22 protein-coding genes are annotated in these 22,648 nt (G+C 30.5%); 8 read left to right on the forward strand and 14 right to left on the reverse strand.

Features of this window, described 5'->3' with window-relative positions; genetic code table 11:
• Positions 1-321 precede the first annotated feature (321 nt).
• The 3 genes from J2772_RS10325 to J2772_RS10335 all read right to left on the reverse strand — a co-directional run bounded on the left by J2772_RS10325 (position 322) and on the right by J2772_RS10335 (position 3,716).
• Positions 322-1,326: a DNA helicase UvrD gene (locus J2772_RS10325; protein ID WP_209916311.1), complete on the reverse strand. Its 1,005-nt coding sequence runs from the start codon at positions 1,324-1,326 to the stop codon at positions 322-324.
• Positions 1,311-2,870 (reverse strand): ATP-dependent nuclease, encoded by a 1,560-nt coding sequence (locus tag J2772_RS10330; RefSeq protein WP_209916313.1) that lies wholly within the window; start codon positions 2,868-2,870, stop codon positions 1,311-1,313. Before J2772_RS10330 ends, J2772_RS10325 begins: the two co-directional genes overlap by 16 nt.
• Before the next feature lie 63 nt (positions 2,871-2,933).
• The gene (locus tag J2772_RS10335; RefSeq protein ID WP_209916315.1) at positions 2,934-3,716 is read right to left on the reverse strand and encodes a GIY-YIG nuclease family protein; all 783 of its coding nucleotides are present in this window, start codon (positions 3,714-3,716) and stop codon (positions 2,934-2,936) included.
• 468 nt (positions 3,717-4,184) lie between these two features.
• Between J2772_RS10335 and J2772_RS10340 the strand changes: the two genes are divergently transcribed.
• From J2772_RS10340 to J2772_RS10360, 5 genes are all read left to right on the forward strand, one after another.
• Positions 4,185-4,661 carry a hypothetical protein gene (locus J2772_RS10340; protein ID WP_209916317.1) on the forward strand — a complete coding sequence of 159 codons (477 nt, stop codon included), beginning with the start codon at positions 4,185-4,187 and terminating at the stop codon, positions 4,659-4,661.
• 438 nt (positions 4,662-5,099) lie between these two features.
• Positions 5,100-5,642, forward strand: coding sequence for an antirestriction protein ArdA (locus J2772_RS10345; protein ID WP_209916319.1), 543 nt, complete (start codon positions 5,100-5,102; stop codon positions 5,640-5,642).
• A gap of 46 nt (positions 5,643-5,688) precedes the next feature.
• Complete coding sequence (locus J2772_RS10350) at positions 5,689-6,282, forward strand: recombinase family protein (RefSeq protein WP_209916321.1); 594 nt, start codon at positions 5,689-5,691, stop codon at positions 6,280-6,282.
• 8 nt (positions 6,283-6,290) lie between these two features.
• A complete protein-coding gene (locus J2772_RS10355) occupies positions 6,291-7,205 on the forward strand; it encodes a hypothetical protein (protein ID WP_209916324.1) in 915 nt (304 codons plus the stop codon).
• Positions 7,206-7,340: 135 nt separating this feature from the next.
• Positions 7,341-8,594, forward strand: a complete 1,254-nt coding sequence (locus tag J2772_RS10360) for a hypothetical protein (RefSeq protein ID WP_209916325.1) — start codon at positions 7,341-7,343, stop codon at positions 8,592-8,594.
• Positions 8,595-8,828: 234 nt separating this feature from the next.
• Here the strand turns inward: J2772_RS10360 and J2772_RS24300 are convergent, their stop codons facing one another.
• Positions 8,829-8,957 (reverse strand): hypothetical protein, encoded by a 129-nt coding sequence (locus J2772_RS24300; RefSeq protein WP_262899064.1) that lies wholly within the window; start codon positions 8,955-8,957, stop codon positions 8,829-8,831.
• 304 nt (positions 8,958-9,261) lie between these two features.
• On the opposite strand from J2772_RS24300, the gene J2772_RS10365 reads away from it, so the two are divergent.
• From J2772_RS10365 to J2772_RS10375, 3 genes are read left to right on the forward strand one after another with little or no spacing between them, the layout of a single operon-like run.
• The gene (locus tag J2772_RS10365) at positions 9,262-9,657 is read left to right on the forward strand and encodes a hypothetical protein (RefSeq protein WP_209916327.1); all 396 of its coding nucleotides are present in this window, start codon (positions 9,262-9,264) and stop codon (positions 9,655-9,657) included.
• 20 nt (positions 9,658-9,677) lie between these two features.
• Positions 9,678-10,247 carry a hypothetical protein gene (locus J2772_RS10370; RefSeq protein WP_209916329.1) on the forward strand — a complete coding sequence of 190 codons (570 nt, stop codon included), beginning with the start codon at positions 9,678-9,680 and terminating at the stop codon, positions 10,245-10,247.
• Positions 10,234-11,046, forward strand: a complete 813-nt coding sequence (locus tag J2772_RS10375) for a hypothetical protein (protein WP_209916331.1) — start codon at positions 10,234-10,236, stop codon at positions 11,044-11,046. The genes J2772_RS10370 and J2772_RS10375 overlap by 14 nt, the downstream gene beginning before the upstream one ends.
• A 190-nt stretch (positions 11,047-11,236) precedes the next feature.
• Here J2772_RS10375 and J2772_RS10380 read toward each other — a convergent pair whose 3' ends face one another.
• From J2772_RS10380 to J2772_RS10430, 10 genes are all read right to left on the reverse strand, one after another.
• Complete coding sequence (locus tag J2772_RS10380) at positions 11,237-11,566, reverse strand: DUF4280 domain-containing protein (protein WP_209916334.1); 330 nt, start codon at positions 11,564-11,566, stop codon at positions 11,237-11,239.
• 4 nt (positions 11,567-11,570) lie between these two features.
• Positions 11,571-11,831 (reverse strand): hypothetical protein, encoded by a 261-nt coding sequence (locus J2772_RS10385; protein ID WP_209916335.1) that lies wholly within the window; start codon positions 11,829-11,831, stop codon positions 11,571-11,573.
• A gap of 2 nt (positions 11,832-11,833) precedes the next feature.
• Positions 11,834-12,847 carry a polysaccharide deacetylase family protein gene (locus J2772_RS10390; protein ID WP_209916337.1) on the reverse strand — a complete coding sequence of 338 codons (1,014 nt, stop codon included), beginning with the start codon at positions 12,845-12,847 and terminating at the stop codon, positions 11,834-11,836.
• Between the two features lie 10 nt (positions 12,848-12,857).
• On the reverse strand, positions 12,858-15,068 hold the full coding sequence (locus J2772_RS10395) for a type VI secretion system Vgr family protein (protein ID WP_209916339.1): 2,211 nt from the start codon (positions 15,066-15,068) through the stop codon (positions 12,858-12,860).
• A gap of 106 nt (positions 15,069-15,174) precedes the next feature.
• The gene (locus tag J2772_RS10400) at positions 15,175-16,470 is read right to left on the reverse strand and encodes a phage integrase SAM-like domain-containing protein (RefSeq protein ID WP_209916341.1); all 1,296 of its coding nucleotides are present in this window, start codon (positions 16,468-16,470) and stop codon (positions 15,175-15,177) included.
• Between the two features lie 199 nt (positions 16,471-16,669).
• Positions 16,670-18,100: a tetratricopeptide repeat protein gene (locus J2772_RS10405; RefSeq protein WP_209916342.1), complete on the reverse strand. Its 1,431-nt coding sequence runs from the start codon at positions 18,098-18,100 to the stop codon at positions 16,670-16,672.
• A gap of 106 nt (positions 18,101-18,206) precedes the next feature.
• Positions 18,207-18,518 carry a helix-turn-helix domain-containing protein gene (locus tag J2772_RS10410; protein ID WP_209916344.1) on the reverse strand — a complete coding sequence of 104 codons (312 nt, stop codon included), beginning with the start codon at positions 18,516-18,518 and terminating at the stop codon, positions 18,207-18,209.
• 1 nt (position 18,519) lies between these two features.
• Positions 18,520-18,951, reverse strand: a complete 432-nt coding sequence (locus J2772_RS10415; protein WP_209916346.1) for a transposase — start codon at positions 18,949-18,951, stop codon at positions 18,520-18,522.
• Positions 18,952-19,551: 600 nt separating this feature from the next.
• Positions 19,552-20,802, reverse strand: a complete 1,251-nt coding sequence (locus J2772_RS10420; protein ID WP_209916348.1) for a hypothetical protein — start codon at positions 20,800-20,802, stop codon at positions 19,552-19,554.
• Positions 20,803-22,147: 1,345 nt separating this feature from the next.
• Positions 22,148-22,339, reverse strand: a complete 192-nt coding sequence (locus J2772_RS10430) for a hypothetical protein (RefSeq protein ID WP_209916350.1) — start codon at positions 22,337-22,339, stop codon at positions 22,148-22,150.
• Positions 22,340-22,648 lie beyond the last annotated feature (309 nt).

Genomic DNA, 22,648 nt, shown 5'->3' on the forward strand with positions numbered 1-22,648 from the left:
TTAATTTTAAAAGTTCATATTAACAAATATATGTAATTAATTATCTCTAAGAATTTGACAAATAGCACTATCATTCAAATCAAACTATTCGCATACGCAAAACATTGACAATCTAATGTTGTTAACTGTTAAAAATATAAATTTGTGTGTTATTTAGACTACGGAAAACCGTAACTGCAATAATTATCTTCATAGAAATGAGAATTTAATCTTTAGTTTGTTTAAAAACTTACAATAGCAGAAAACATTATAAAATAACTTATTTAGAATATCAGATGAATGATATATAGAATTTATATCTTATTAAATTAAGAGGTATAATTATTTTTTATATAACTTCATTTTTTTATCCGATACAAAATATAATTTTCCTTTAGTTCTTGAGCAAGCCACATAAAATTTATTTTTTGTAATATTAGATTTAAAAATAAATTTATCATTATAAAATTGAACCAATATTTCATTATTAATTACTACGCAAACATTTTCGAAAGTTAAACCTTTACAATTTCCCCAATTATTCGAAATACACCTGTAATTATAGTGTCTTGTTAAAAATAATTTTACTATTTGGTTATTAGAAACTACATCTTGGATTTCATTTTCATTTTCCAGCAATTTTATTTCAGTATCAAATTCATTTAATGATTCAATATTAACACCCAACTTATTCCTAATAAAATCACACACATTTTTACTACATCTTCTACTTTTTACAAGAGACTCCGTATTTTTACTAAATCCTTTTTGTTCAAAGTATTTTAGAAAATTAACTTCGTTCTTATATAAATTTTTATTGATATTCTTATCCCTACTGGTATCAAAAGTATGTTGATAAAAATCCCCTACAAGGTTTACGTTATAATTACCTTCTATTAAATTAACAATAAAATTAAAATCACTCGATGCAAAATCTTGAATTTCATCAATGAATACAGAATCAAAATATTTTTCAATTCTTTTTTTAACATCTTCTATACATTCTGTATTAATCAATTTAGATAGCCTATTACCATACAAAAATCTAAATTTATTTGTAAAACCATTATCATATATACTTTTTGGCGATTGCCAAGTGATGCCTTTAACATTATACTTGTCGCTTAAATATGGTTTATAACAGAAAGTATATAAGAAAGAGAAGAAATTTAATACTCTAATATTATTGGGTAAGTAACCATATTTTGCTATTACTTCGCTTCTTATACTTTCAACTCCACTATTTGTATAAGTAATCAACAAAAAATTTTGATGAAGATTAGTTTTTTCTACAAGAAAATATGTTTTTCCAGAACCAGCAACAGAAAGAATTATTGACTTATCCATCTTAATGCATCTTTAATATAAGTAGGAACTTCTATATTACTCCCATCAAGCAACAATTTATACGCTGACTCTGTTTTATTTTTAAGCATATAATCTTGGATAGACAATTTCCTTTTTGGTGTTATAAATAGTTTATCACATAAAGCAGTATTATCTTGATATAAACAAATTTCAAAAGTCTTTCTTTCTGTATCTACATCAAAATAAACTTTGATATTTTCTGAAGCATATTTTGCAAAATTTTCATCCATTTCCCCTTTAGTCTGGCCATCATTATCAGTAATAACACAGGTTTTAATATTTAGAAGTTTTGCTATTTCTAAATAATGAGAAAAACTTGTCCCATCCACAGATAAAACATTAATCTCCAAACGATGTAAATTATTATTAAGGTGTTTTTGTGAAAATTTGTCTATCAGCATAAACTCAGCATCTCCTTCTACCAAAATATTTTTACGTGCAAGTATAAATTCTAAAATATTATTATCGGGTGCTTTAATAAAAAACTGGGCTGTTTCTTTTGGAAGTGAGGTTAGCTTTATAGCTTTATTATCTGTACTATTTAAAAGTATTGATTTCCTCAAGTCTAATCTTGTAGAAATCAAATTACTGTGAGTGGTTATGAATATTTGTTTACTATTAGAATCTTTAATCTTTTCAATTAATAATCTTGTATTTACATGACTTAAATGATTTTCAGGCTCTTCAATTAACAACACATCTAAATCTTGAACATTTCTACTTAGTGCTAATTCAGTTTTAATAATAGCTTGTTTCCCTTTTCCTTTATTATCTATAGAAATTTCATTTTCATAAATTGTTAAGTCATTATCTAAATTTGATTTAGAGTTATTCTTCAACGAAAAATTATAGTCACCAATTCTATCATTTAAATCCTTTAAAACATTTTTTTTAAATTGTTCTTTATGATGCCTGTATTGATGATGATGCTTATATTTTTCAAGTGTATTAGTCAATGAACTATTGTAAATATCTTTTACATATTCTTTCATCGCATACTCATTGTTCATAGAGGAGTTATCAATAAATATATGCTTTAAATGTTTAACAAAACTATTGTATGAAATGTCACTAAAAGTAGTAAAGGATATTGTATAAAATTCAAAAGGAAATACACAATCTGGATTTTCTAGAATCTCTTTAATATATTTCGAATATTCATCATTAGGAAAAATATTAAGTCTTAATCCATCAGATTCAACATTATCGCTATTGTTCCTCCCAGATGTTCTGTCATTATTTTGTTCATCAAGATATAATTCTAGAAACAGTTTAGGTAAATAATTATTATTTCTTTCAGAACTTAAAAACTCCCTAATAATATCTTTATTAAACAAGTTTTCTAATCCAATATTCTCTACTTTTGTTCTACTTCCACTTAGCACTAGGTCAATAGCTGTTAAAATTGATGATTTTCCAGCCTCATTATCTCCTATAAGCAGATTGAGGTCATCATCAAAATCTATCTCTAAATTTTTAAATTTTCTAAAATTATGTAATTTCAGTTTTTTTATTTTTTTCATGTATTATTTTAGCTTAATATGTGATAAAATATTTAGAATGTCATTATCTTAACATATTCATATTTAAGTTTGAATATTGATAGACATAAAATCTTCAATTCTCTTTAAATCTCTAAATGTTAATCTAAACCACTCTCCACGAACTCGTTTATCTGCAAACATTTCATGAAGCTGTCGCTCAATCTTTTTGTCACATTTCCATTTAGCAATAAGATTTATTTTAGGCTCTTGTGAATGCAGGGTCTTTTCTCTATACTGAGGTTTTTTACTTGTTCCTATTTTGATTAGCGAAGTGTCCTCGTTAACCATCAAATAAACATAATCACAATCCTCATTATCAGATTGACTTGAGTCAAAATTAAAAAGCATTTGATAGAACTCTGTTTTATCAATAGTTCTTACGTGGAAAATTGGAGATTTTGCCATCATTGCTAAATTCCTATCCTTATATTTGGCAAGTTCAAAATCAGTAACAGTAAAAAATCCTAGTTTTTCAAGAAATCCGCGCAATTTTGTTTGAAAAATATTGAAAGCATTAATTTCATCTAACTCTTGGTAATTGTCAGATAATAAAATGCAAAATTGTAACAACAAATGAAAATAATCTGGGTCTCGTATATCTAAACGTATTAAATCACCTCGTAAATCTGAATCATGATTAATATAGTACATCTCAGCAAATGTCGGGTCACCCTCGTATAGATTTACACCGTAACAATGCTTGTTAATCCTTGAAATAACATTATTTATTGCACCATTATCTCTTTTGTCAAATTCATAAATATCTTCTTTAGATAAGATATAGCAACATTCATTAAATTTTTCATCAATGGATTTAATTTTCATGGTAGTTAGTTTATATTCAAATATAGAATTAAATTATAATATTTTTTTTAATAAATTAGATTTACTAGATAATTTCCTCAGGGTAATTCTAGTTACACACCTACCCTATAAATTACTTTTTACGAATTACTATATGTATAAAAAAAAAATCCATATTTCAGTATCAGTAAACATTTTATACTTGCAGTTAAATATTACAAGTTTTAATAAGTACAATACTATTCTGCAAGTACATTTGAAATAAATCATTTTATGTCTGGCAATCTAATTTCTTGCTCTTGCATTCTATTAATTTTATGATTGACTGGAAAAATATTCTAGCTATATGGGGAATTTGCTGGAAACGTAAATGCAAAGGAATTAGAAACCCCAATTTTGGTTTTCTATAAATTAAAAAGTATGTTTGAAAAATTAAAAAATGACATAAAGATATTAAAGAAATAATTTATAATAACTAATAACCAAGCCATGAGAGTTTATTTTTTTATAATAATTTTTGCATTATATTCATGCTCCAAGGGAAGCAAAAATTCATCTGTAAGTAACTATTATACTACAGAAGCTAGCGAGAGTGAATCTAATTATGGTGACTCAACTATGAATGGCACTTACTGTGCTGAAATTGATTACTACTATTACAATACAGGTACTTCGAGTACATATACTTTGACTGTAGAAGTTGAAAACGATGAACTGGTTAAAATCAATTGGCCAAACGGTGGTTGGCTAGATGATTCACATTTTACTCCACAGGATATATCAAGTGGCTCTTGCTCTTTTACTAGTGATGCTGGGTATGACTATAACATTACTTTATTAAACAAAGGCGATTGCTCATACAGTACTACTCCTAGTTACAGCCCTGAATATAATACTTCAGATGAGTATTTAGATAGCGAACAGGAAACTTCATTCGATAATAGTGATGAATTGGAAGAAGAGTAATAGCGGTTGATTTGTTTCATTCTAAGAATGTTTTATAAATTATTCACACCTAGTATAATGAAATATCTTGAGTTTAAGTAACTACAGTAGTTATATAGAAAACACCCCCCCATCATTTCTTTTTTCTTTGTATACTCCCCCCATTTTTTAACATGAGTTTTTTGTTATGAGCTTTACAGAACTCATATTTATAAATTTCCTGAAATTTATTTTTTAGACAAATAATATATTTAGACTAAAGTCTAAACGTGATACAATAAAAGTTTGTTAATAACATGATATAAAAGTTATAAAATGTACTAAAAACACATATCCTAAATTTGGTACAGTTAGAAAAATGTTGTACATTTGAATAAATAAAAAAAAGCCTTGAATGTGTTGGAGCACATCAAGGCAAACGTTAATAAATGTTCAACCGTTAAATTAAAATTCATCAACATGGCAAATTTACAAAATTGTCTTGACAATTGTAGTATCTACGTAGGGAGCTACAAAAAGTACAACGAAGGAAGCATCTTTGGAGAGTGGCTCAACCTTTCAGATTATTCGGATTACAATGAACTTTACGAGGCTATGAAAGAACTTCACAATGATGAAGGAGACCCCGAATTTATGTTTCAGGATTATGAATTCCCAAAATTCTTTATCAATCAAGGGTTAATAAGTGAATGTCACATTTCAGAGGACATTTACGAAATTGCAGAGAAAATAAACAATTCAGGCTTAGAATTTGAAATCATTGAAGCCTACGTAGATTGCATTGGTAGTTATTGTAAAGATACAGAGGAGCTTTTAGATAAGGTTTCGGATTCTTATTCTGGTGAATTTAATTCAGATGAAGACTTTGCACAAGAAATGTTAGAACAAGATGGCAGCATTCCCGAAAATCTGCCCTCATACATCTTCATAGACTGGCAGAAAACAGCATATAATTTCATGTTTGACTATTCATGTTCAAATGGTCATTATTTCAGAAATTAATAACAACCCTGCACCCTGTCATCAGGGTGCTTTATACCATAATCAAATGAAAGCAAGATATATTAGAGTTTCTACTGGAAACCAGAATACAGCAAGACAATTACAGAAAAGCCACCCTAATGAAAAACTTTACATTGACATCATTAGTGGGGCTACACCATTCAGCCAAAGACCAGAGGGAAAAAAGATGCTTGAAGACATAGAAGCTGGTTTAATAGATTACATAACTGTAAATTCAATTGACCGATTAGGACGAAATCTTTTTGACATTCTCACTACCTTGGAACTTCTAAATGACAAAAAAATTATTTTGAAAGTCGATAACTTGGGCATTGAAAGCTTAGTTAATGGTAAGATAAATTCAGCTTTTAGACTAATCATTTCAGTGATGGCAAACATAGCCCAGATGGAACGAGAAACCTTACTGGAAAGGCAACAAGAGGGCATAAAACTTGCCATAGCTAAGGGGGTTTACAAAGGTAGGGTAAAAGGTTCGGTTGAAAGTGATGAACAGGTTTTAGATAAGTATAAAGAGGTTGTAAAGTATCTAAAGAAAGGACAATCTTTGAGAGATACCGCCAAGCTATGCAACGTTAGCTTAGGAACTGTTCAAAAGGTTAAGAAAATTATAAATCAGTAATTTGCAATATGATTTTTATAAATACACTTGAAAAGGTAAATAATTTTATTATCTCTAAAATAAACTTTCAGGATAATGAAGTCGAACTTAATAAAAAATATTACCTATTAATAGATGACGAAGCTATTGAGGGAGATTCAGAACATTATGATTTTTCTGCTATAAATTATGACCAATTTATCTCTCAGTACGACATCGACTACATCATTCAAAAGTATAAAGCTTTATTAGTTTCAGAAATAGAATTCTATCAGTGTGATTTCATTAAAACTGTTGCCAATCACTTTAGAGATTATAATACAGAGTTGAGTCAAAAGATATACTATGAAAATACAATCTTATCTTTAGAGAATTGCATTTCTCGGTTTTCAGAACAATTAAATGATAAAGAGGATTTTTCTATACCTTTAAATAACATTCAAAGGATTACTATTAATATAATCAATGATGCACACACAGGAATCATAAATATGCTTAAAAATGAATATGGTAAGCATATCACTTCTGTAGTTAAAGTTGACAACCTTAGAACTATCTTTGGTCTGAACTTGGCTTTTGTTGAAAAACTGTACAATGAGTTTAAATCATACGACCTATTTAACAAGCACATTTCACAAAATGATTTTTTTGAAATTCTAAAAATTAATTATGCAGGAGAAACCAAAATTGAACTGAAACTTAATTCTCTTCCTGATTTCTACTATCTAATACGATTTCTCAAAGAGAAATTTTCTTCGAAACCTATGATTTTTTATGACCTAATTTCTCAAAGATTCTTAGTAACTACAAACGGGAAAGATAAAGTTAGTTTCAATTCTAAAAAAATCTCTAATGGAATAAGCGATTTAAATAAAGATGTTGCCTCAAGAGTTGTAAAAAAAGGTTCAGAAATTACAGCTCTCGTCAATATTTTAGACCAATAAAAACAATATCCCACAATAATCTAAATAACAAATTGAAATACAACAAATTAACCCAAAATAAAGTATAAAAATCCCTCAAAAATCCCTCAAAAACTGAACTATTTTTGTAACTGTAAAATTTATAAAAACACAGATATGTTCAGAAAATTCGCAAACGTAAAAACAAGTCATTCAAACTCAACATTTGAAAATCTACAGCAGGTAATAAAGTATATTAAAGATAGCTCAAGACCTGAAATTAAAGAAATTCTAAAACTTAAAACCTTAGAAAAAGGAACAAAAGAATATGATGACATAAAACAGTCTTATATTCCATCCATTCTCTGGAACTTTACTACTAATGGTTGTAAGAAATTAGAAAGCGTAATTCAGTCTACTGGCTACATCTATTTTGACATTGATAATGATTTAAACTTTCAGTTTAATTCCGAATACTTTACAGCCCACTGGAAAAGTGTAAGTGGCACAGGCTTCGGTTGTCTTGTTAAGGTATTAGGAGTGAATAAATCTAACTTTAAAGAGGCTTTTGTATGGATAGCAGAGAAACTACAAATCCCTTTTGACCCTAAGACTAATAATATAAATAGACTCAATATTCTTTCTTTTGACCCAGATATATATTATAATGAGCATGCGCAGGCTATTGACTGTAGTTTTCTGTCTACCGATGATGCTATTGATATTCAGGAAGAAAATAATCATTCCATTACCAAATATAGTTTTATTAATAGTTATCAATGGAATGATAAAAATAACCGTATCAGATATGATAACTTAGAAGAGAAGAAATCCAAAATTCAAATAATTTACGATGAAAATGGGGTCTGTGACTTAAAAGAGGAAAAACTTTATTATGCTACAGTTAAAATTCCTAGAAATATTAATAATGGAAAAAGAAATCATATCCTATCAGGCATTGCAATTAAGATACTTGCTCTAAATCCTAATATACAAAGCGGAAGATTAATCGAATTCATGAGAATAGTAAATAAATCATGCTGTAGACCAACAATGAATGATAGTGAAATAAAAAGTATATGTAAAACTATCCTGGATAAAAGAGAAAAATGGTTACCTATAGATAATGCTAAAAAAAGGTTCTTCTTTGACCCTACACTAATATTAGATGCAAATCAAAAACGGAGCCTTGTTCGAATCTATATTAATAAACACAGAGGGGTACAAAAAAAGCAGTTAGTAAGCGATTCTTTTGCTGGGTTACTCAGTGAGGGAAGAAAGTTTAAAATTAAAGACATACAGGAAGAGACCAAGGTTTCTCCAACTACAATTAGAAAATATCTTTCAGAAATACTATTAGAGGAGTACGGAGGTGAGACAGCAAATATACAGTCGTTTTTTAACGCTAAAAAACAAATTAAAACCCAATAATAGTTGGGTTTTAATTCTATAATAAATCTTTTACTTCGTTATCATAGTTATCCAGATGACGGTTTGTGGAACAAAAATAACTTCTAACAAAAATTTTAACCTCAAAAGGTTTATCTTTAATATAGTCAGCCATAATTGAATTACCTGCATGCTCGACAACTTTTTCATAAAATGATTCGAAATTAGCATTCAAATCATTTTGTAGTATTAGTTTGTTTTCAGCAATAATTTTTTTTAAATCGTTTTTGATAATAATTTACTTTTTTCTTCAGCTAATTTAACATACTCATTAGTAATAACACTGTTCTGCATGTCATAATTTAGATACTCTTTATCTGAAGCAAATACTGAGTTTTCTTCCATGATTGTTTATTTTATTGAACAATAAATATACATTTTTTGTATGTTTGCAGTAACATTATCGAAAAAAAGAAGCATAGCTTTTATTTTGTTTGGGGAATCTGACAGTTCAAAAAACAACACAGAATAAATAGTTTATGACTCGTGCTATATGGCACGGGTTATTCCTATTTGTGTTGTTTGGCTTTGTCAGAGCCTCCCCTTGCAAGTATGGTTTAATCCCGTGCTTTCTGCATTTTATAACCTTTCACTTTTCGGGATTGAGTGATATTTTTTAAAGATTTCACTTATGAAAAAGATTTTACTATTGTCATTTCTGGCACTTTCTCTCTTCGCTCTTAGTTGCTCTAACAACGAAGACAACACACCACCACAACAAAACAATCCTATACAAAGTAAATTCTTCTCACCCCCAAGCTGGATAATTGGAACATGGGTTATATCTGGAACTACAACCCAGTATTTCAAATTTTCAAATGAAGACTTTATATTGCTTACGCCTTATACGAGCTACAAAACGGTATTAGAACAGACAAAATCTGCGGGACAAACAGCAAAGGTGGATGAGACAATAACAGATATCGATTATAACTTTGTTATTACAGTAGGTGCTTCTAGTGGTTCTTACAAGTTCAAAAAGGTTAATGCCACTAAAATTCAATGGATTAATGGTATTAATAACATTACTTTAGACAAAGAATAATAATTTTAAAATCATTGAATATGAAAAAGTTATTATTATCATTACTGTTGTTTGCAGGTCTTACCAATGCACAAACCCAGCAAGACTATTACAACCAGTCAGCCTCTGGAATTGACCCAGTAATTGGTATGAAAGAAACTCAAAGTGAGAGTGTAAGGGCTGTTGATGAGATTTTGAAAAACAATAAACCCAGTAAAATTGGGCAAAAGTTAGAAAAGTCTCAGGAAATGGTTGAAAACCTCGAAGTAGCAAAATTTGAAGATGTTTACCAACCTGCACCAGCTCCTGAAAACAGAAGCTATAATCAGTCTGGAAACGTACAAACAAACACTCAAAATAGTGATGTTGACCCATTCAGTTCACCAGATGACAATAGACCTTCTTTTCAAGGAGAAAGGGTTAATGTTGATGATTATTATAATCAGCAACCAGATGGGAGCTACATTAAGAAAGACACTGGCTACCAAAAAAACAGCAATAATGGTAGTGATAATACAGTTCTTATTATTGTTATTCTCTTCGTTGGTATAGGAATAATTGGAGCCATTGTAACCAATCAGAGAAAACCGAACAATTATGATAAGGAATAGATTTCATGATAAATTTAATTGGTTGTTTCCAACTGATAATAACGAAAGTGATATTATCACTGTTCTCCGTTACAATTTTATCAACTCTGTACCTTTTCAAAAGGTTGTATTAGATTTTCTGGCTTGGAATGGGATTGATAAAAAAGGGAATGTAACCAATAACAAAGTTTATCCAACTCGTACCCAAATTCTGGAAAACAAAACAGCACTTGCAAAATGTAGGTTTTCAACGGGTAAATATATTGAGAAACTTGTAGTTTTTGTTTTTCTGGAAACGAAGAAAGAAATACCTGATTTGAATCCAGATTTGTTTGCTCATTTTTTTGAAGAGAATTATCATAATTCAAAGCTTATCAAATTTACCACTTTAGAGACTCAAAAATCCAACAAAACAACAAAAGAGCACTATAATAAATTAAAGGGATTTTTAATTGAAATTCAAAGCCTTTTAGAGACTGAGGATTTAAGAGCCAGAATCGAGTGCAATCATACTGAAATCCCAAACTTAGGAAACTGCTTTAGATGTGAGGAATTTATAACTCCGTTTTGTAAGATTGGGTTAAATTGTGATGAAACTGGAAAGTTCACAATCAATTATTTTATCAATCCTCATCTAAAAGAATTAATTGGTAAATCTCTGGGTGAAATTCTGGAAAAACGATTTGATGAGCTAGCCACTACTGAAATGAAAGATTTTGTAAAAATGGTTCCATTAAACAGGAGATATGACAAATACTTTAAAGAGATTCAGTCTATTCCAAATTGTAAGATTTGTGTAACCGAGCAAAATTCTTTATAAATCGAAAGACAGGCATAAACCTTTTATGGTGTTTTTTGAAAGAATAATTCCCTCATTTTTAGAGGGAATTTTAATATTCGTATACCTGTAACAACTTCGGAACTTTGTTTTTTATTTAAGTCACTGATATTCATTGTACTTCCCATTACAAATGGAAGATTTTTTTCAGCTAAAAAACCAGACTGTTTTTTTACTCCTCAACAAAACTCTGAGCTGACTTTACAACTGATATTTTACCTCCGACAGAGCACTGGCATGTAGAGCTATCTAAGAGCTCTTTTTTGTCTTCAATTTCAAATTCAGAAGTATTCTCCCACTTAATGGGTGAAGGTGAGCAGGAAGACCTTAAAACACTACACATTCCAAAAGGTTTTATGTTAGCATTAGGTTGTTTATCTTCTTCTGTCGCCTGTAGTTTTCCTTCAATCTTCATAAAAGACTGACTTGTTACCGTGAGTGGAGTTGGTGAAGCTCCTTTATCACATTTTAGCTGGGTGGTATCTGTTATATATTGAGACATGATTTTATTGTTTTTTATGACAATCTATTTCTTTCAATCCCACATACTCCCAGAAACCTCCAACCTTTCTATAAAACTGGATATCTTTACCAAAATAAGCCTTACCTACCTCTGAGTCATAATCATACTCATATACACCAAATTTAACCCAGCATAATGAGAGCTCCCCACACTGTTTATTAGTTTCAAACGGATAAAAATACAATCCTACAAAAAATAAAACAGTACAAAGAAGTAATAATATTCTTAAAAATATCTTTTTCATAGTTAGTATTTATCTAATGTTTTAAAATCTGCTTTTCGTTTTTGAAAATAATCAATGAGTTGCCCCAATTTGTTTACTTCATCTTTGTTTTTCAAATCTACAACTCCATTAACTAATTTTCCATTTCTGAATGCTCTTTCGTGCATTAACAAAATAACTTTCCCATTTTTCTTTCCAACAGCATCCCATAATCCCCCATAATAGGACATATCTAATAGTTCATCACGAACAGTCTCCCAAGATTCTGAAACCCTATCAAATCCAATATATTGTTTCGAGTACATATCATAGTAGGGGTGAATATCATCATCGTTTCCAAAATCCATAGTTTTATTATTAACTTTTTCCTGAACCTTTGCAACAGAAGCATTTTTAAAATCCCAACTCTTTATATTCCATTCACAGTCCCAGCCATACACTTGATAGCCTCTTTTTTCAAATAATTCTTTAGCCTCATCTTTTGTATCCTTACTATTATCGGAATCAATATCTACAAATTCTTTAGTGTGCCAAGTATTTCTACCTGGAAATCTGGCCAGAGGGATTGTCTGGTTTTTAGATAAAGGAACGTTCCTATTCTTTATAACTCCTTTTCCATAAATTTCATCTAAGTAATACAAAATTTGCTCTTTACATTTTGTAAAATCAGTAAACACACTTCTTTTATCTTCTGGCTTACTTCCATCTCCTTTATATTTAATCCCTTCCTTATAGGCATTTTTATAAAAATCATTTACATGTGAATAGCTATGGTTACCTATAACATGATTCTCATATATATCTTTTAATATATCTAAAGCTTTTTTTCTATCCTTACTCTTCTCAATAAAGTAATATAAATGTATCCCTGTTAAGAAAAATGTTCCTTTGATTCCTTTTTCCTTTAGTAATTGTAAGACCTCTTCTGTTCCTGCCTGTATTCCATCATCAAAGGTTAAATAGATTTCTCTCTGGACAATCTTAACAGGTTTAGTATCTTTCAATTCACGTATAGCCAATATTTTAGTATCTCCCATTACTTTAGAATTAAGCTTGTTGTTTTTCTACTTTTACACTTCTCTTTAGCTCTGCAAAGCCATCTTTTTTAACATTACCCTTAAGAGTTATTTCTTTTTCCCCGTTATTTATGTCTTTATCATCAACTTCATATACAGTTAGTGTAATTGATTCTCCTTCTTCATAGTTTCTGGTATAAACCAATAAACTTATTTCTTCATCATAAGATGCCATTGTAATTTCTTTATTCATATCTGCATCCATCCATTGAGCACTTACAATTTGTTTCTCTTTAGTATAATCAAACTCCCCATTTTGAGGAAGCTTGTTCATTTGAGGGGCTTTATACTCAATCTTATCTTTAGCAGTCAATAATGAGTTAGCCCCATACACATGCATTCTGTCCTTTGCTCCAAATTCTGTCTGTCCATCTGTATATCCAATGAATTTTTCTTTACCATATAGGTCTAGGTGGGCTTTTGCTGATATTTCAGTATTAGTTCCAGCATTGATAATAGTTTTCTTACCACTGTCTTGGCTTATCTCTTGTTTTGCAATAATCTTGATATTTTGCCCGACATTGGTATCCATATTCTTTCCTGCTTTGGTTTCAATATTCTCCTCAATATCAAACTTCAGGTTCTTTGATTTTATGGTTATGGTTTCAGGAGCAGTAATGTTGATATTGCTTCCCTTTGTATCAAATCTCAATTCGTTACCACTTTTATCAGTCAATAAGATACTTTCATCCTCTGTAAACACTAATCTGTGCCCACTTCTGGTCTGTAGGGATTTTACACGGTTATCCATACCACCTCCCAAGCCTACACCACCGTGGAACATTCCACCCATTGCAAAGGGAAAATCTGGGTTATGGTATTCAAAATTGACCATTACTTGGTCTCCTATTTCTGGAACGGCCACAAAGCCTCTATTCTGACTTACTGCATCGGTGCCACCAGCATCTGGACTCATCATTCTGATAAAATGGGTTGTATCATTTAACTGCCAGTCAAACTGCACTTGTATTCTGCCTTGATTCAAAGGGTCTATATTAGAAATTACAGTTGCCACCTGTGGCTCTGCTTTAGGCATTATAAACACTGGTTTAGGCATAAAGCCTGTTCCCTCAGCTATAGCTTCAAAACTTCCAGTATAATAGCCTCTTGCATCAATCTCGTGGCTTACTTCTGTCATCATCAATGTAGTGAAGTGAGAGGTCTCATTGCCGTCCTGATTTCTCATGTCTATGTCTGCTACACAGCCTATATATAAAAAAGGAACAGTTGTACTTCCAGATATGGTAAAGACTTCTACAGCTTTACTTCCTCTTGCGCTTTTTTGGGAATCATCCACATCTAAAAACATATTTGCATTGACAGGGGTAGGAGTAAGAGACCTTGTTTTAAAAATATTGTCATTTAGCTCATAGGCTTTGGCTGATAAATTCCCTAAGTGTTTAATGTTATCATTAGAGCCCAGCATTTTAGCATGACTACTACTATTATAGCCAAAGTATTCAGGTTTTGTATGTACTGCTTTTAATTCTACCTGTACATCTGTAACATTGCTTCCATAGATAAGCTGTATAGGCTTTTCAGATGGAGGGAGTTTTCCAAAATGTAGTATGTACCCATCATAGTAAAACTGTTCACCGTAAGCTTCTGCCAATCTTGTCAGGTAATTGTAATGTGTTTCGCAATACTGTGCACTGTAATTGATGTAACCTTTATTCTGGGTTTCAATTCTAAAGTCAAATTTACTCGTTCCTAATGCTTCCTTGATTATTCTGTCAGCTATGATGGAAGTATTTACAGATTGACTCCCTCCAAAACTCTGAGTGTGAGGAGCTGAATCCATCAGAATTGTGGGGCTGTATCCTTTAAGTACAATATTACCAAGGCTCATTTGCTCCTGGCTAAATGCAACTTTTGTAATCACTCCTACAAATGTTCTTTCAGGAGTTTCATCTTCGTAGTCTTTATATTTGAAAGTTACCGTAATTCGTTTTCCTAAAAATTGTTGAGCTTCTTCAAGATTATGGTTCTGTACCTCACCTAATGAATCATGAGCTAAAGTCAGTTCAAAATAGTGATGTGTTCTGGCACTTTGCTGTAAACGGAAGTGTTTAAAATGACTGATAGATTTCCCTTCAACCACAATATCAAGTTTAACCACACGGTTAATGCCTGCTATATGGTTCTCTGAAATCTTTTCAGAATTGGAAATATTCTTTCTCATTAATACTGTGGTATTTGTGTTTATATCACCAAATATAGATAAATGAATAATACCACATATACAAATATTGAAAAAATTCAAAAAGTGTAGTAAAACTACGATTGATTTAGAAACCTAAACTTTTAAAAATTTTTGCTGTTGACTTTGCTTTTTCAACATCAGTTTTACTTATATAAGCTAGCAATTGCCTTTCCGTCTTATGCCCAGTAAAGTTTAATAAGTAGGTTATTGGAATTTTCTCGTAGAAATTTGTAGCAAAGCTTTTACGCCCAATGTGAGAAGTTACAAGCTGAAATTTTGGATAGTTTCCAAATACCTTTCGTGTTATCTTACTTTTGTCTTCCCTTTCAATTGTCATAACCTTTCCGTTATATAAGACCTCATCTATACCAGCTAGTTCACAAACATCTTTAATGTATAGATTAAGATTTACATCAGATATTTTACGTGGAAATTCTCCTTCTCTTTTCAGTAGAATATTTTGAACTTTTTGCAGTACTGGAATTTGCATTTTAGTTCCCGTTTTAATTTGATTAAACTCAATGTATGCTTGATTTTCATCATCGTGTATAATCATACTGGAATTAAACCTTAAATAATCACTAACTCTCTGTCCTGTATAGCAAGCTATAAGAAGCCAATCTTTTGCATTGTCTAGGTGCTCATTAGGCATTATTGTTCGTTCAATTTTATCCAATTCATCAAAAGTCAAGTAAATAGATTTAGGGACATTCCTAGAAGCTTTTTCAATATCAAAAGTCCACAAAAAAGCATGCTTATGAACTTCTAAATCAAGAGACTCAGCAACCCTACAAATCATCTTCAGAAATTTGAGATTTCGGTAAGTAGTTGATGTTTTATAGTTCTCTCGCAAACAATACTTCTCAAAATCAATTCTAAAGGAATTGTCTAAATCAGAAAACTTCAAATGTTTAAATGTCTTCTTTCTTGCTCTTACGTCATCGCAATAGCGTTTTATCAATTGCTTAACAACATTTGCTTTCTTAATAGTTGATTCACTTACAATAGCTTTCTTCAAGCTAATGTAATCATCTATAAATAAAAGTACATTGTCAGATTGTGGTTCATCTTTTTCTGAAACAACCTTTTGGGGGCAGACAGTAGCTTCAAGCCAACCTTTTACATCTATTTCAGGTTTAAAACTTGTATAATCTGAAATTATTTTTGTCTCAAGTCTAATAAGTTCTATATTCAATTCACCTAAATCAATATCTGTATTTCGTGAACTTATCACACATTTACCATTTTTCCAATCTTTTGGTTTACACTTTAAGTGTGAGATAGGCACTTTTACATCTATCTCCTTATCTCTTAATCGTACCCAAATTGTACTGTACTTGTTTTCAACTTTACCCCTATTAAAAAAACTAACTGATGCCATAAATTTTCGATTCAAAATTGTTCCCAAAATTGTATCCGAACTCTAAAAGATAAGCATAAAACAATGGGTCTGTTTTATCTTCGGGCATGTAGAAAGCTTATGTATTGCTTGTTTGGACGAGGGTTCGAATCCCTCCAACTCCACTCATAATAAAAAAAGAACTTCGTCTTAGAAGTTCTTTTTTTTGTTATTTTATTGCTTAGAATTTCATCATCCAGTTATTAAGATCTTCAAAAGATGAAATATCTAACTGTTTTCTCAATCTGTTTTTTTTGATTTCAATTCCCCGAATCGTCAAATGGTTATAATGAGCAATTTCTTTAGTGGAGAAGTTCAGACGAAGTAATGCACAAAATTTAAGTTGTCCAGAAGTAAGAAAAGGATATGTTTCCGATAATTTTTTGTAAAAATCAGGGTAAACTTCTTTAAATCTGGGAAGAAAAGCAGGATCATCTGACTTCGCCAACTGAATTACCTCTTCAAAAGCATCATTTACTTTATCTTCCAGATCGGAAATTACTGCTTCTTTTTGTTTTTTTTCTTTTCTTTCCTTCTGATACCCTATAAAATACCTTGTAGCAAAATATATAATGATTAATAATATTACTAAAACACCTCCTAAAATAAAATAAAATCGATTGGCTTGCTGTTTGTTTTTTTCATTAGCCTGTATGGATTCTTTATTGACAGCTTTCTTTTCGGTATTACGTAGACTATCATCAAGTTTTTTATATTTATTCCTGTAGTACAAAGAATTTTTATAATCTTTTTGTTTTTCGTAAACAAGAGCAAGGTCATCATAAACATTTTTTAATAAATAAGATTTATTTTGCTCCATTAGAGGCAAAGCTTTTTTTAGATAAAAGAGTGCACTATCTTGATTATTGTTTTCATAATAAACACGTCCTATATTCCCAGAAATAGAGCCCTGCCTTACAGTATCTTTTCTTGAAATGGAAAGCTTTAGTGCTTTGTGACAATAATAAAGAGCCGAATCAGGTTGATTTGCTTCTGAAAAATCAAATCCAACATTAGAATATGCTGAAGTTAATGAAACCTCTCTTTTTTCTTTGTTTTGAATTTTTTCATAGCAATTCAAACTTTTTCTGCGATATGCTAATATAGTATCATTAGGAGCTCTCATTTCCCTTTTGAGATAAGCTAAATCACCAAACAATAATCCTCTTTCTGCAAATAATTTATCACCTTTTAATATTGAAGTTTTTTCTTGTGCTTGTTTAAAAAGACTTTCAGCTTTATTAAAAACTCCCAGAGATGAATAAGATATTGCTCTCATACGAATAGCAAATATCTCATTAAAAGGATCATTGAGTTTATGAGCACAATCTTCCATTTTTAATGAATACTCTATTAACTTTTCAAATTCTCCAAGCTCACTATAAACAATTGCAATATAAAACATAATACGAATTTTATTTTTTTCGCTACCTTTTTTATTGACAAGAGCATCATATTTAAAAAGCTGTTGTAAAGCTATCCTTTTATCTGCAATATTATAAGCCGCGTTCTGTCCCAGGCTATCTATTTGTTTGAGAGTATATTTTTGTCCTAAAAAGCTTACGAAAACAAAAACCGTTAAAAATAAAAGCTGTATTTTTTTTAATAGCATAGTAGTTTAGTCTTATTATAATAGTTTGAAAAGAAACACCATTATTCACCTACACCATCTCCTATTTACCATATTAACAAATAAATTCTAAAGCTATTAAAAAAAATTATACCTGAAATATTTTTCTCCATTTCGTAATCGTATTTCTACTGATTTTAAAATGAGCAGATAGTTCTTTATTAGTAATTCTGACTTTTTTCTGATAACTTAGGACTTCTATAATAAAAGATTTGTCATAAGAGCGATGTTTTTGATTGCCAATATTGTTTTCTTTTTTACAAAATATTTTTTGATTTAGCTTTATAACATCCATTAGAGACAGCTCTTCTTTTTGCAATATGAATTGGCACTCTTCTTTTTTCTGCGGATACTTCTTTATTATTATATCGTTGTAAATACGTTTGTAATCAGGCCTCATATTATTTTTTATATTTGATTTTCCATCTATGCAGTGTGCTTTTGGGGATTTTATAATCACTGATGATTTGTTGCTCTGTTTTCTCTTTTAATGTCAACTGCTCCAGAATAAAATCAATAATCTCCCGAGTATATAAACTTTTTTTAAACTGAAGTGAAGTATATTTTTTGTTTTTTATTTTCACTTGATATTTTGAAGAAGTTGGAGGGGAATATAAAATCAAATGCTGAGAGTATAAACGAAAAAAATCGTAATCCAATACCTTACTCCACTTAAGAAGGAATTCCGAATCTATAGATTCTTGAACAAGCATTTCTTGAATAACTGTTTCTGGTAGTTTAAAAAAATTGCATATTCTTGAAATATCTGTTTCTGTTTCTTTTATGCGTCTGTTTATACAGTTTCCTATATGTATATTCCTAAAGCTTTCCATATTTTTCTTTTAAAAAATTACAAGGATGAGTATTTTAGAGAGTCATTGATCTTCTGTAAATTATCATCACCTAAATATTGCAGTATAAAAACCTTGGTTATAATTTTTCCGGTAGTATTACTTTTAATAGAAAGTAATAATTTCTGTGATTTTTTTTGGATTTCCGTGGAATAAATCTCAGTTAATGGGATTTCCACTTGTCTGTAAAGTTTTGGCAGCATTGTTATACTTATCGGATGATATTCTTTTATGCTTAATACAGCTCCGGAGTTCTCAAATTCAATATATCTGATATTAAGCAAGAGAAATAAGAGAAAAAGAATTAATAGAATAGCAATAGATTGAATACTATATAAGTATAGGAAACTCATACGAAGTAAATACACGATAACAAATATTGACAACACTACTATAATACTAAAAACATAGAAGTACATCCAATAGTCAACTTTCTTTTTATTATTTACTTTAACCATCACATCTGAGTTCAATATCTTTTAATAACAGCCACCAAGATGACTGTTATTAAAGACATTATTATGAAAAACACAACCAATATTAATCAATATATATTTTAAGTAGTTAGGAGATAACACAGAATTAGTGCACTACTTTTACAAAATCTCCAGTTCTATATAATGCACCAATTGGTAAGCCTGCAGAAATCGCGGCCGCATTATCTGCAAAGTCATTACAACCTTCAATTAATGCCGGAGTAAGATCTGAAGCTTGTTTTACAACGTGAAGTGGTGCAGATGGGGCACTAATCCCAATACCAACTCTTCCTTCAAAATAATTTTTGGTATCTGCTCCCTGAGAATACAGATTATAGGCATTTGCTGCAGTATCCCCAGTAAACCGATAACGACCGATGAAAACCCCAAAGGAATTCTGAATATTTTTTGTCCCGTTATTATTACCCGTAGTAATTGCCAATCCAGCTAATCTTGAAATATTATAGGTTCCAGATCCTATAAAGTCAGTATAAGATCCTATAACCTCTATTGATGAAGTTGAATTAAAAGTTCCGGTAATGTTGGGTGAAAATTGAGTAATAAGTCCCCGTACCTGAGGAATATTGAATGTTCCAGTTCCGCTCAATCTTATATCATTCTTATACCCATATAGCCAGCTAATATTAGCCGTTTTTCCGCTACCAGCAGAAGGTGAGGCAACACTACTGACCGCCCTCATATCACTAATCGACAAATCACCTACAATTGCTGAGCTGCGAGTTAAGTTTGAAATACCATATAGAGTACCTCCACCATTTACTGCAATATCATGTACTTCCGTATCAATTCCAGATTTCGCTCCTTGTTTATTTGAAACCATTTGATTTTGAATACCAAAAGAAGAACCAGTTCCTCCTGAACTATTATTTTCAAAAACATTAAGATTACTATTAGGTGTTGCTCCTGGATTTGTGCCAATAGCTACTTTTCCAGTCTGATAAATGTTTTGAGCATTACTAATGGCTTCATTGGTAGTTCCTGATACTCTCCAGGGTTCTCCCGCTGTTGAACCTTTTAAAGTCTGCCATATAACACCATCAAAATAATAGTACCCTATATTAGTCACATTTGCAGTCTTTGTTGTCGTATCTACAGGCAATAATGCTTGCGTAACGTAAACAATAGTTCCGGTTTGCGGGATATCATAATTCGTATCTTTCGCCTTCAGTTCAGCTCCGGTTAATCGGGGTGCTATAAATCCGTCTGTTTTTGTAAGATCTGAAGGTGCTGCTATCACATCTAGTGTTGCTTTAGGTGTTGTTGTATTAATTCCTACCTGAGCATATGCAATGGAAGAAATAACAATTGTTGTGGTTAATAAAATCTTTTTTTTCATCTAAATTGTTGTTTAAATTATTGTTTTTCAATTAGTTAATTGACTTATAATTTGATATATGTTGTATAACATTATTTGTGTTGGAAAAAGATTATTTTTTCCTATAAATAATCACATTGGGTTACGATAATATAAGCTGATTATCTAAATTATTTTCTTGATGCAAAGTAAATTGTAAATTCAAATAACATGCAAAAAACACACTATCTCAAATCTACATCAACAACACAATCAACTGAAAAACAATATGTTAATATTAATAATTTAAAATTAGATCAGAATTCAAATTATATCACTAAAATTGGTTTTTCTTATTAAAAAAAACATATAATATCATTTATAATGACAAAAACAGAGACTTCTACCTTAATAAAATTGATATGATAAATTAATCTCTGTGGACAATGATTGCCATTTGTCTTTCAAGGTGATTTGGTATAATTCTTACAGACATGTTGTATTTATGTAGTACATACACAGCATAACACTCAAGCAGTGTTAATTAAATCCGTGGTGCATTTAAGCAATTCCAGTTTTTAAATTGTTAATGTTTATATTGTTTAGCTTATTAATTCATTGTATAACAGTCAGGGCCATTATCTTAGATAATACTCTGTTTTTGAATCCATCGAATGATTTAGCCTAGTTTCTTCTAATTATAAATTGATCACATAATTGAGAGAATAAGGTCTCGATACACTTTCTTGATTATCTAAAAGCATAAGGATGTGGCTGATATCCATATTGATTTTTTCGCATAGGTACTTCAATATTAATCTGGTTATAAGTAAATAAGTCTCTTTGATGATCAATGCTTAGATAGCCTTTCTCCCTTAATATTGTACAATTTTGATACAGCTGCTTTATATCTTTTAAATAATGAAGGCCATGCGCGGAGGCCTGTGTTAAGTCAAAATCAGTGAAAATCCAATCTATGGTACACACTTCATGTAATTTATAACCGTAATAAGTATTATTTTGTGAGGCGCAAAAACCTCTATCCGGACTGGTAAGGTAGTTTTACCTACAAACAGCACTCCTTGAACTTCTGCTTAATTTGCATATTTCTAATGGCATACTATCTACAATAGTAAAAACAATAACAAATTGATTAATAATAAAATAGATATTATACTGACCATTTAGTAGGTGACAACCAAACTGTTTTTTAAAGGTAACTGAAAAATGAGGGAGATCTTCAAATCCAAGGTCGAGATAAATTTCAAAAGCTTTTTCCCTTTTTCCAAGAGATATTGTGCTTCCTGTAATCTTTTTTGAAGAAGCCATTTTCCGGGTGTCGTTCCATTTTTTTTAAAATCTCTTTTAAAAGTGGCAAGACTTCTTCCTAATTAAGATAAGCAAACTGCTCAGGTTTCACATTAAAATGATAATTTTTCATCATGAACTCATCAAGATTAATCTTATAAGGCTCAGAAATATCATACACAATATTTTTTAATGAGTAATCATATCCAAATAAAAGTAATACCGCTTCTCTCTGTTTCAACAGAGCCAGGTCAGGTGATTTATTTTCCAAAAGATCCTTATTATAATATAAGGATCTTTTGGAAAATAAATCAAATGGGCAGCATTTGACAACTCTCTAAAAACAAGGGGCTTAATTTCACTTCTATTACAAAACATTCATTAGCTTTCATCTGTTGTAAGATCTAATCATAAAACCTTATGGATACAGATTTAAAGATGATCTCCTTGTCTGGCTTTTCAAGAATTTTAAGAGTTGATTTTTTCAGACAAGATAAATATCCCCACTCCGAAATACTTTTCTATACTCTCTGTCATTAAGTTCCATTTCCCTTAAAATCACTATAGATACAACTTTATA

The sequence above is a fragment of the Chryseobacterium jejuense genome, from assembly GCF_017877355.1.
Lineage (GTDB): Bacteria > Bacteroidota > Bacteroidia > Flavobacteriales > Weeksellaceae > Chryseobacterium > Chryseobacterium jejuense_A.

Coding starts and splice junctions, on each gene's coding strand:
- J2772_RS10380 (WP_209916334.1), bottom strand. CDS start 11,566: ATGTCTCAATATATAACAGATACCACCCAGCTAAAATGTGATAAAGGA.
- J2772_RS10335 (WP_209916315.1), bottom strand. CDS start 3,716: ATGAAAATTAAATCCATTGATGAAAAATTTAATGAATGTTGCTATATC.
- J2772_RS10410 (WP_209916344.1), bottom strand. CDS start 18,518: ATGAGGCCTGATTACAAACGTATTTACAACGATATAATAATAAAGAAG.
- J2772_RS10385 (WP_209916335.1), bottom strand. CDS start 11,831: ATGAAAAAGATATTTTTAAGAATATTATTACTTCTTTGTACTGTTTTA.
- J2772_RS10390 (WP_209916337.1), bottom strand. CDS start 12,847: ATGGGAGATACTAAAATATTGGCTATACGTGAATTGAAAGATACTAAA.
- J2772_RS10345 (WP_209916319.1), top strand. CDS start 5,100: ATGGCAAATTTACAAAATTGTCTTGACAATTGTAGTATCTACGTAGGG.
- J2772_RS10405 (WP_209916342.1), bottom strand. CDS start 18,100: ATGCTATTAAAAAAAATACAGCTTTTATTTTTAACGGTTTTTGTTTTC.
- J2772_RS10340 (WP_209916317.1), top strand. CDS start 4,185: ATGAGAGTTTATTTTTTTATAATAATTTTTGCATTATATTCATGCTCC.
- J2772_RS10370 (WP_209916329.1), top strand. CDS start 9,678: ATGAAAAAGTTATTATTATCATTACTGTTGTTTGCAGGTCTTACCAAT.
- J2772_RS10355 (WP_209916324.1), top strand. CDS start 6,291: ATGATTTTTATAAATACACTTGAAAAGGTAAATAATTTTATTATCTCT.
- J2772_RS10330 (WP_209916313.1), bottom strand. CDS start 2,870: ATGAAAAAAATAAAAAAACTGAAATTACATAATTTTAGAAAATTTAAA.
- J2772_RS10420 (WP_209916348.1), bottom strand. CDS start 20,802: ATGAAAAAAAAGATTTTATTAACCACAACAATTGTTATTTCTTCCATT.
- J2772_RS10400 (WP_209916341.1), bottom strand. CDS start 16,470: ATGGCATCAGTTAGTTTTTTTAATAGGGGTAAAGTTGAAAACAAGTAC.
- J2772_RS10325 (WP_209916311.1), bottom strand. CDS start 1,326: ATGGATAAGTCAATAATTCTTTCTGTTGCTGGTTCTGGAAAAACATAT.
- J2772_RS10360 (WP_209916325.1), top strand. CDS start 7,341: ATGTTCAGAAAATTCGCAAACGTAAAAACAAGTCATTCAAACTCAACA.
- J2772_RS10415 (WP_209916346.1), bottom strand. CDS start 18,951: ATGGAAAGCTTTAGGAATATACATATAGGAAACTGTATAAACAGACGC.
- J2772_RS10375 (WP_209916331.1), top strand. CDS start 10,234: ATGATAAGGAATAGATTTCATGATAAATTTAATTGGTTGTTTCCAACT.
- J2772_RS24300 (WP_262899064.1), bottom strand. CDS start 8,957: ATGGAAGAAAACTCAGTATTTGCTTCAGATAAAGAGTATCTAAATTAT.
- J2772_RS10395 (WP_209916339.1), bottom strand. CDS start 15,068: ATGAGAAAGAATATTTCCAATTCTGAAAAGATTTCAGAGAACCATATA.
- J2772_RS10350 (WP_209916321.1), top strand. CDS start 5,689: ATGAAAGCAAGATATATTAGAGTTTCTACTGGAAACCAGAATACAGCA.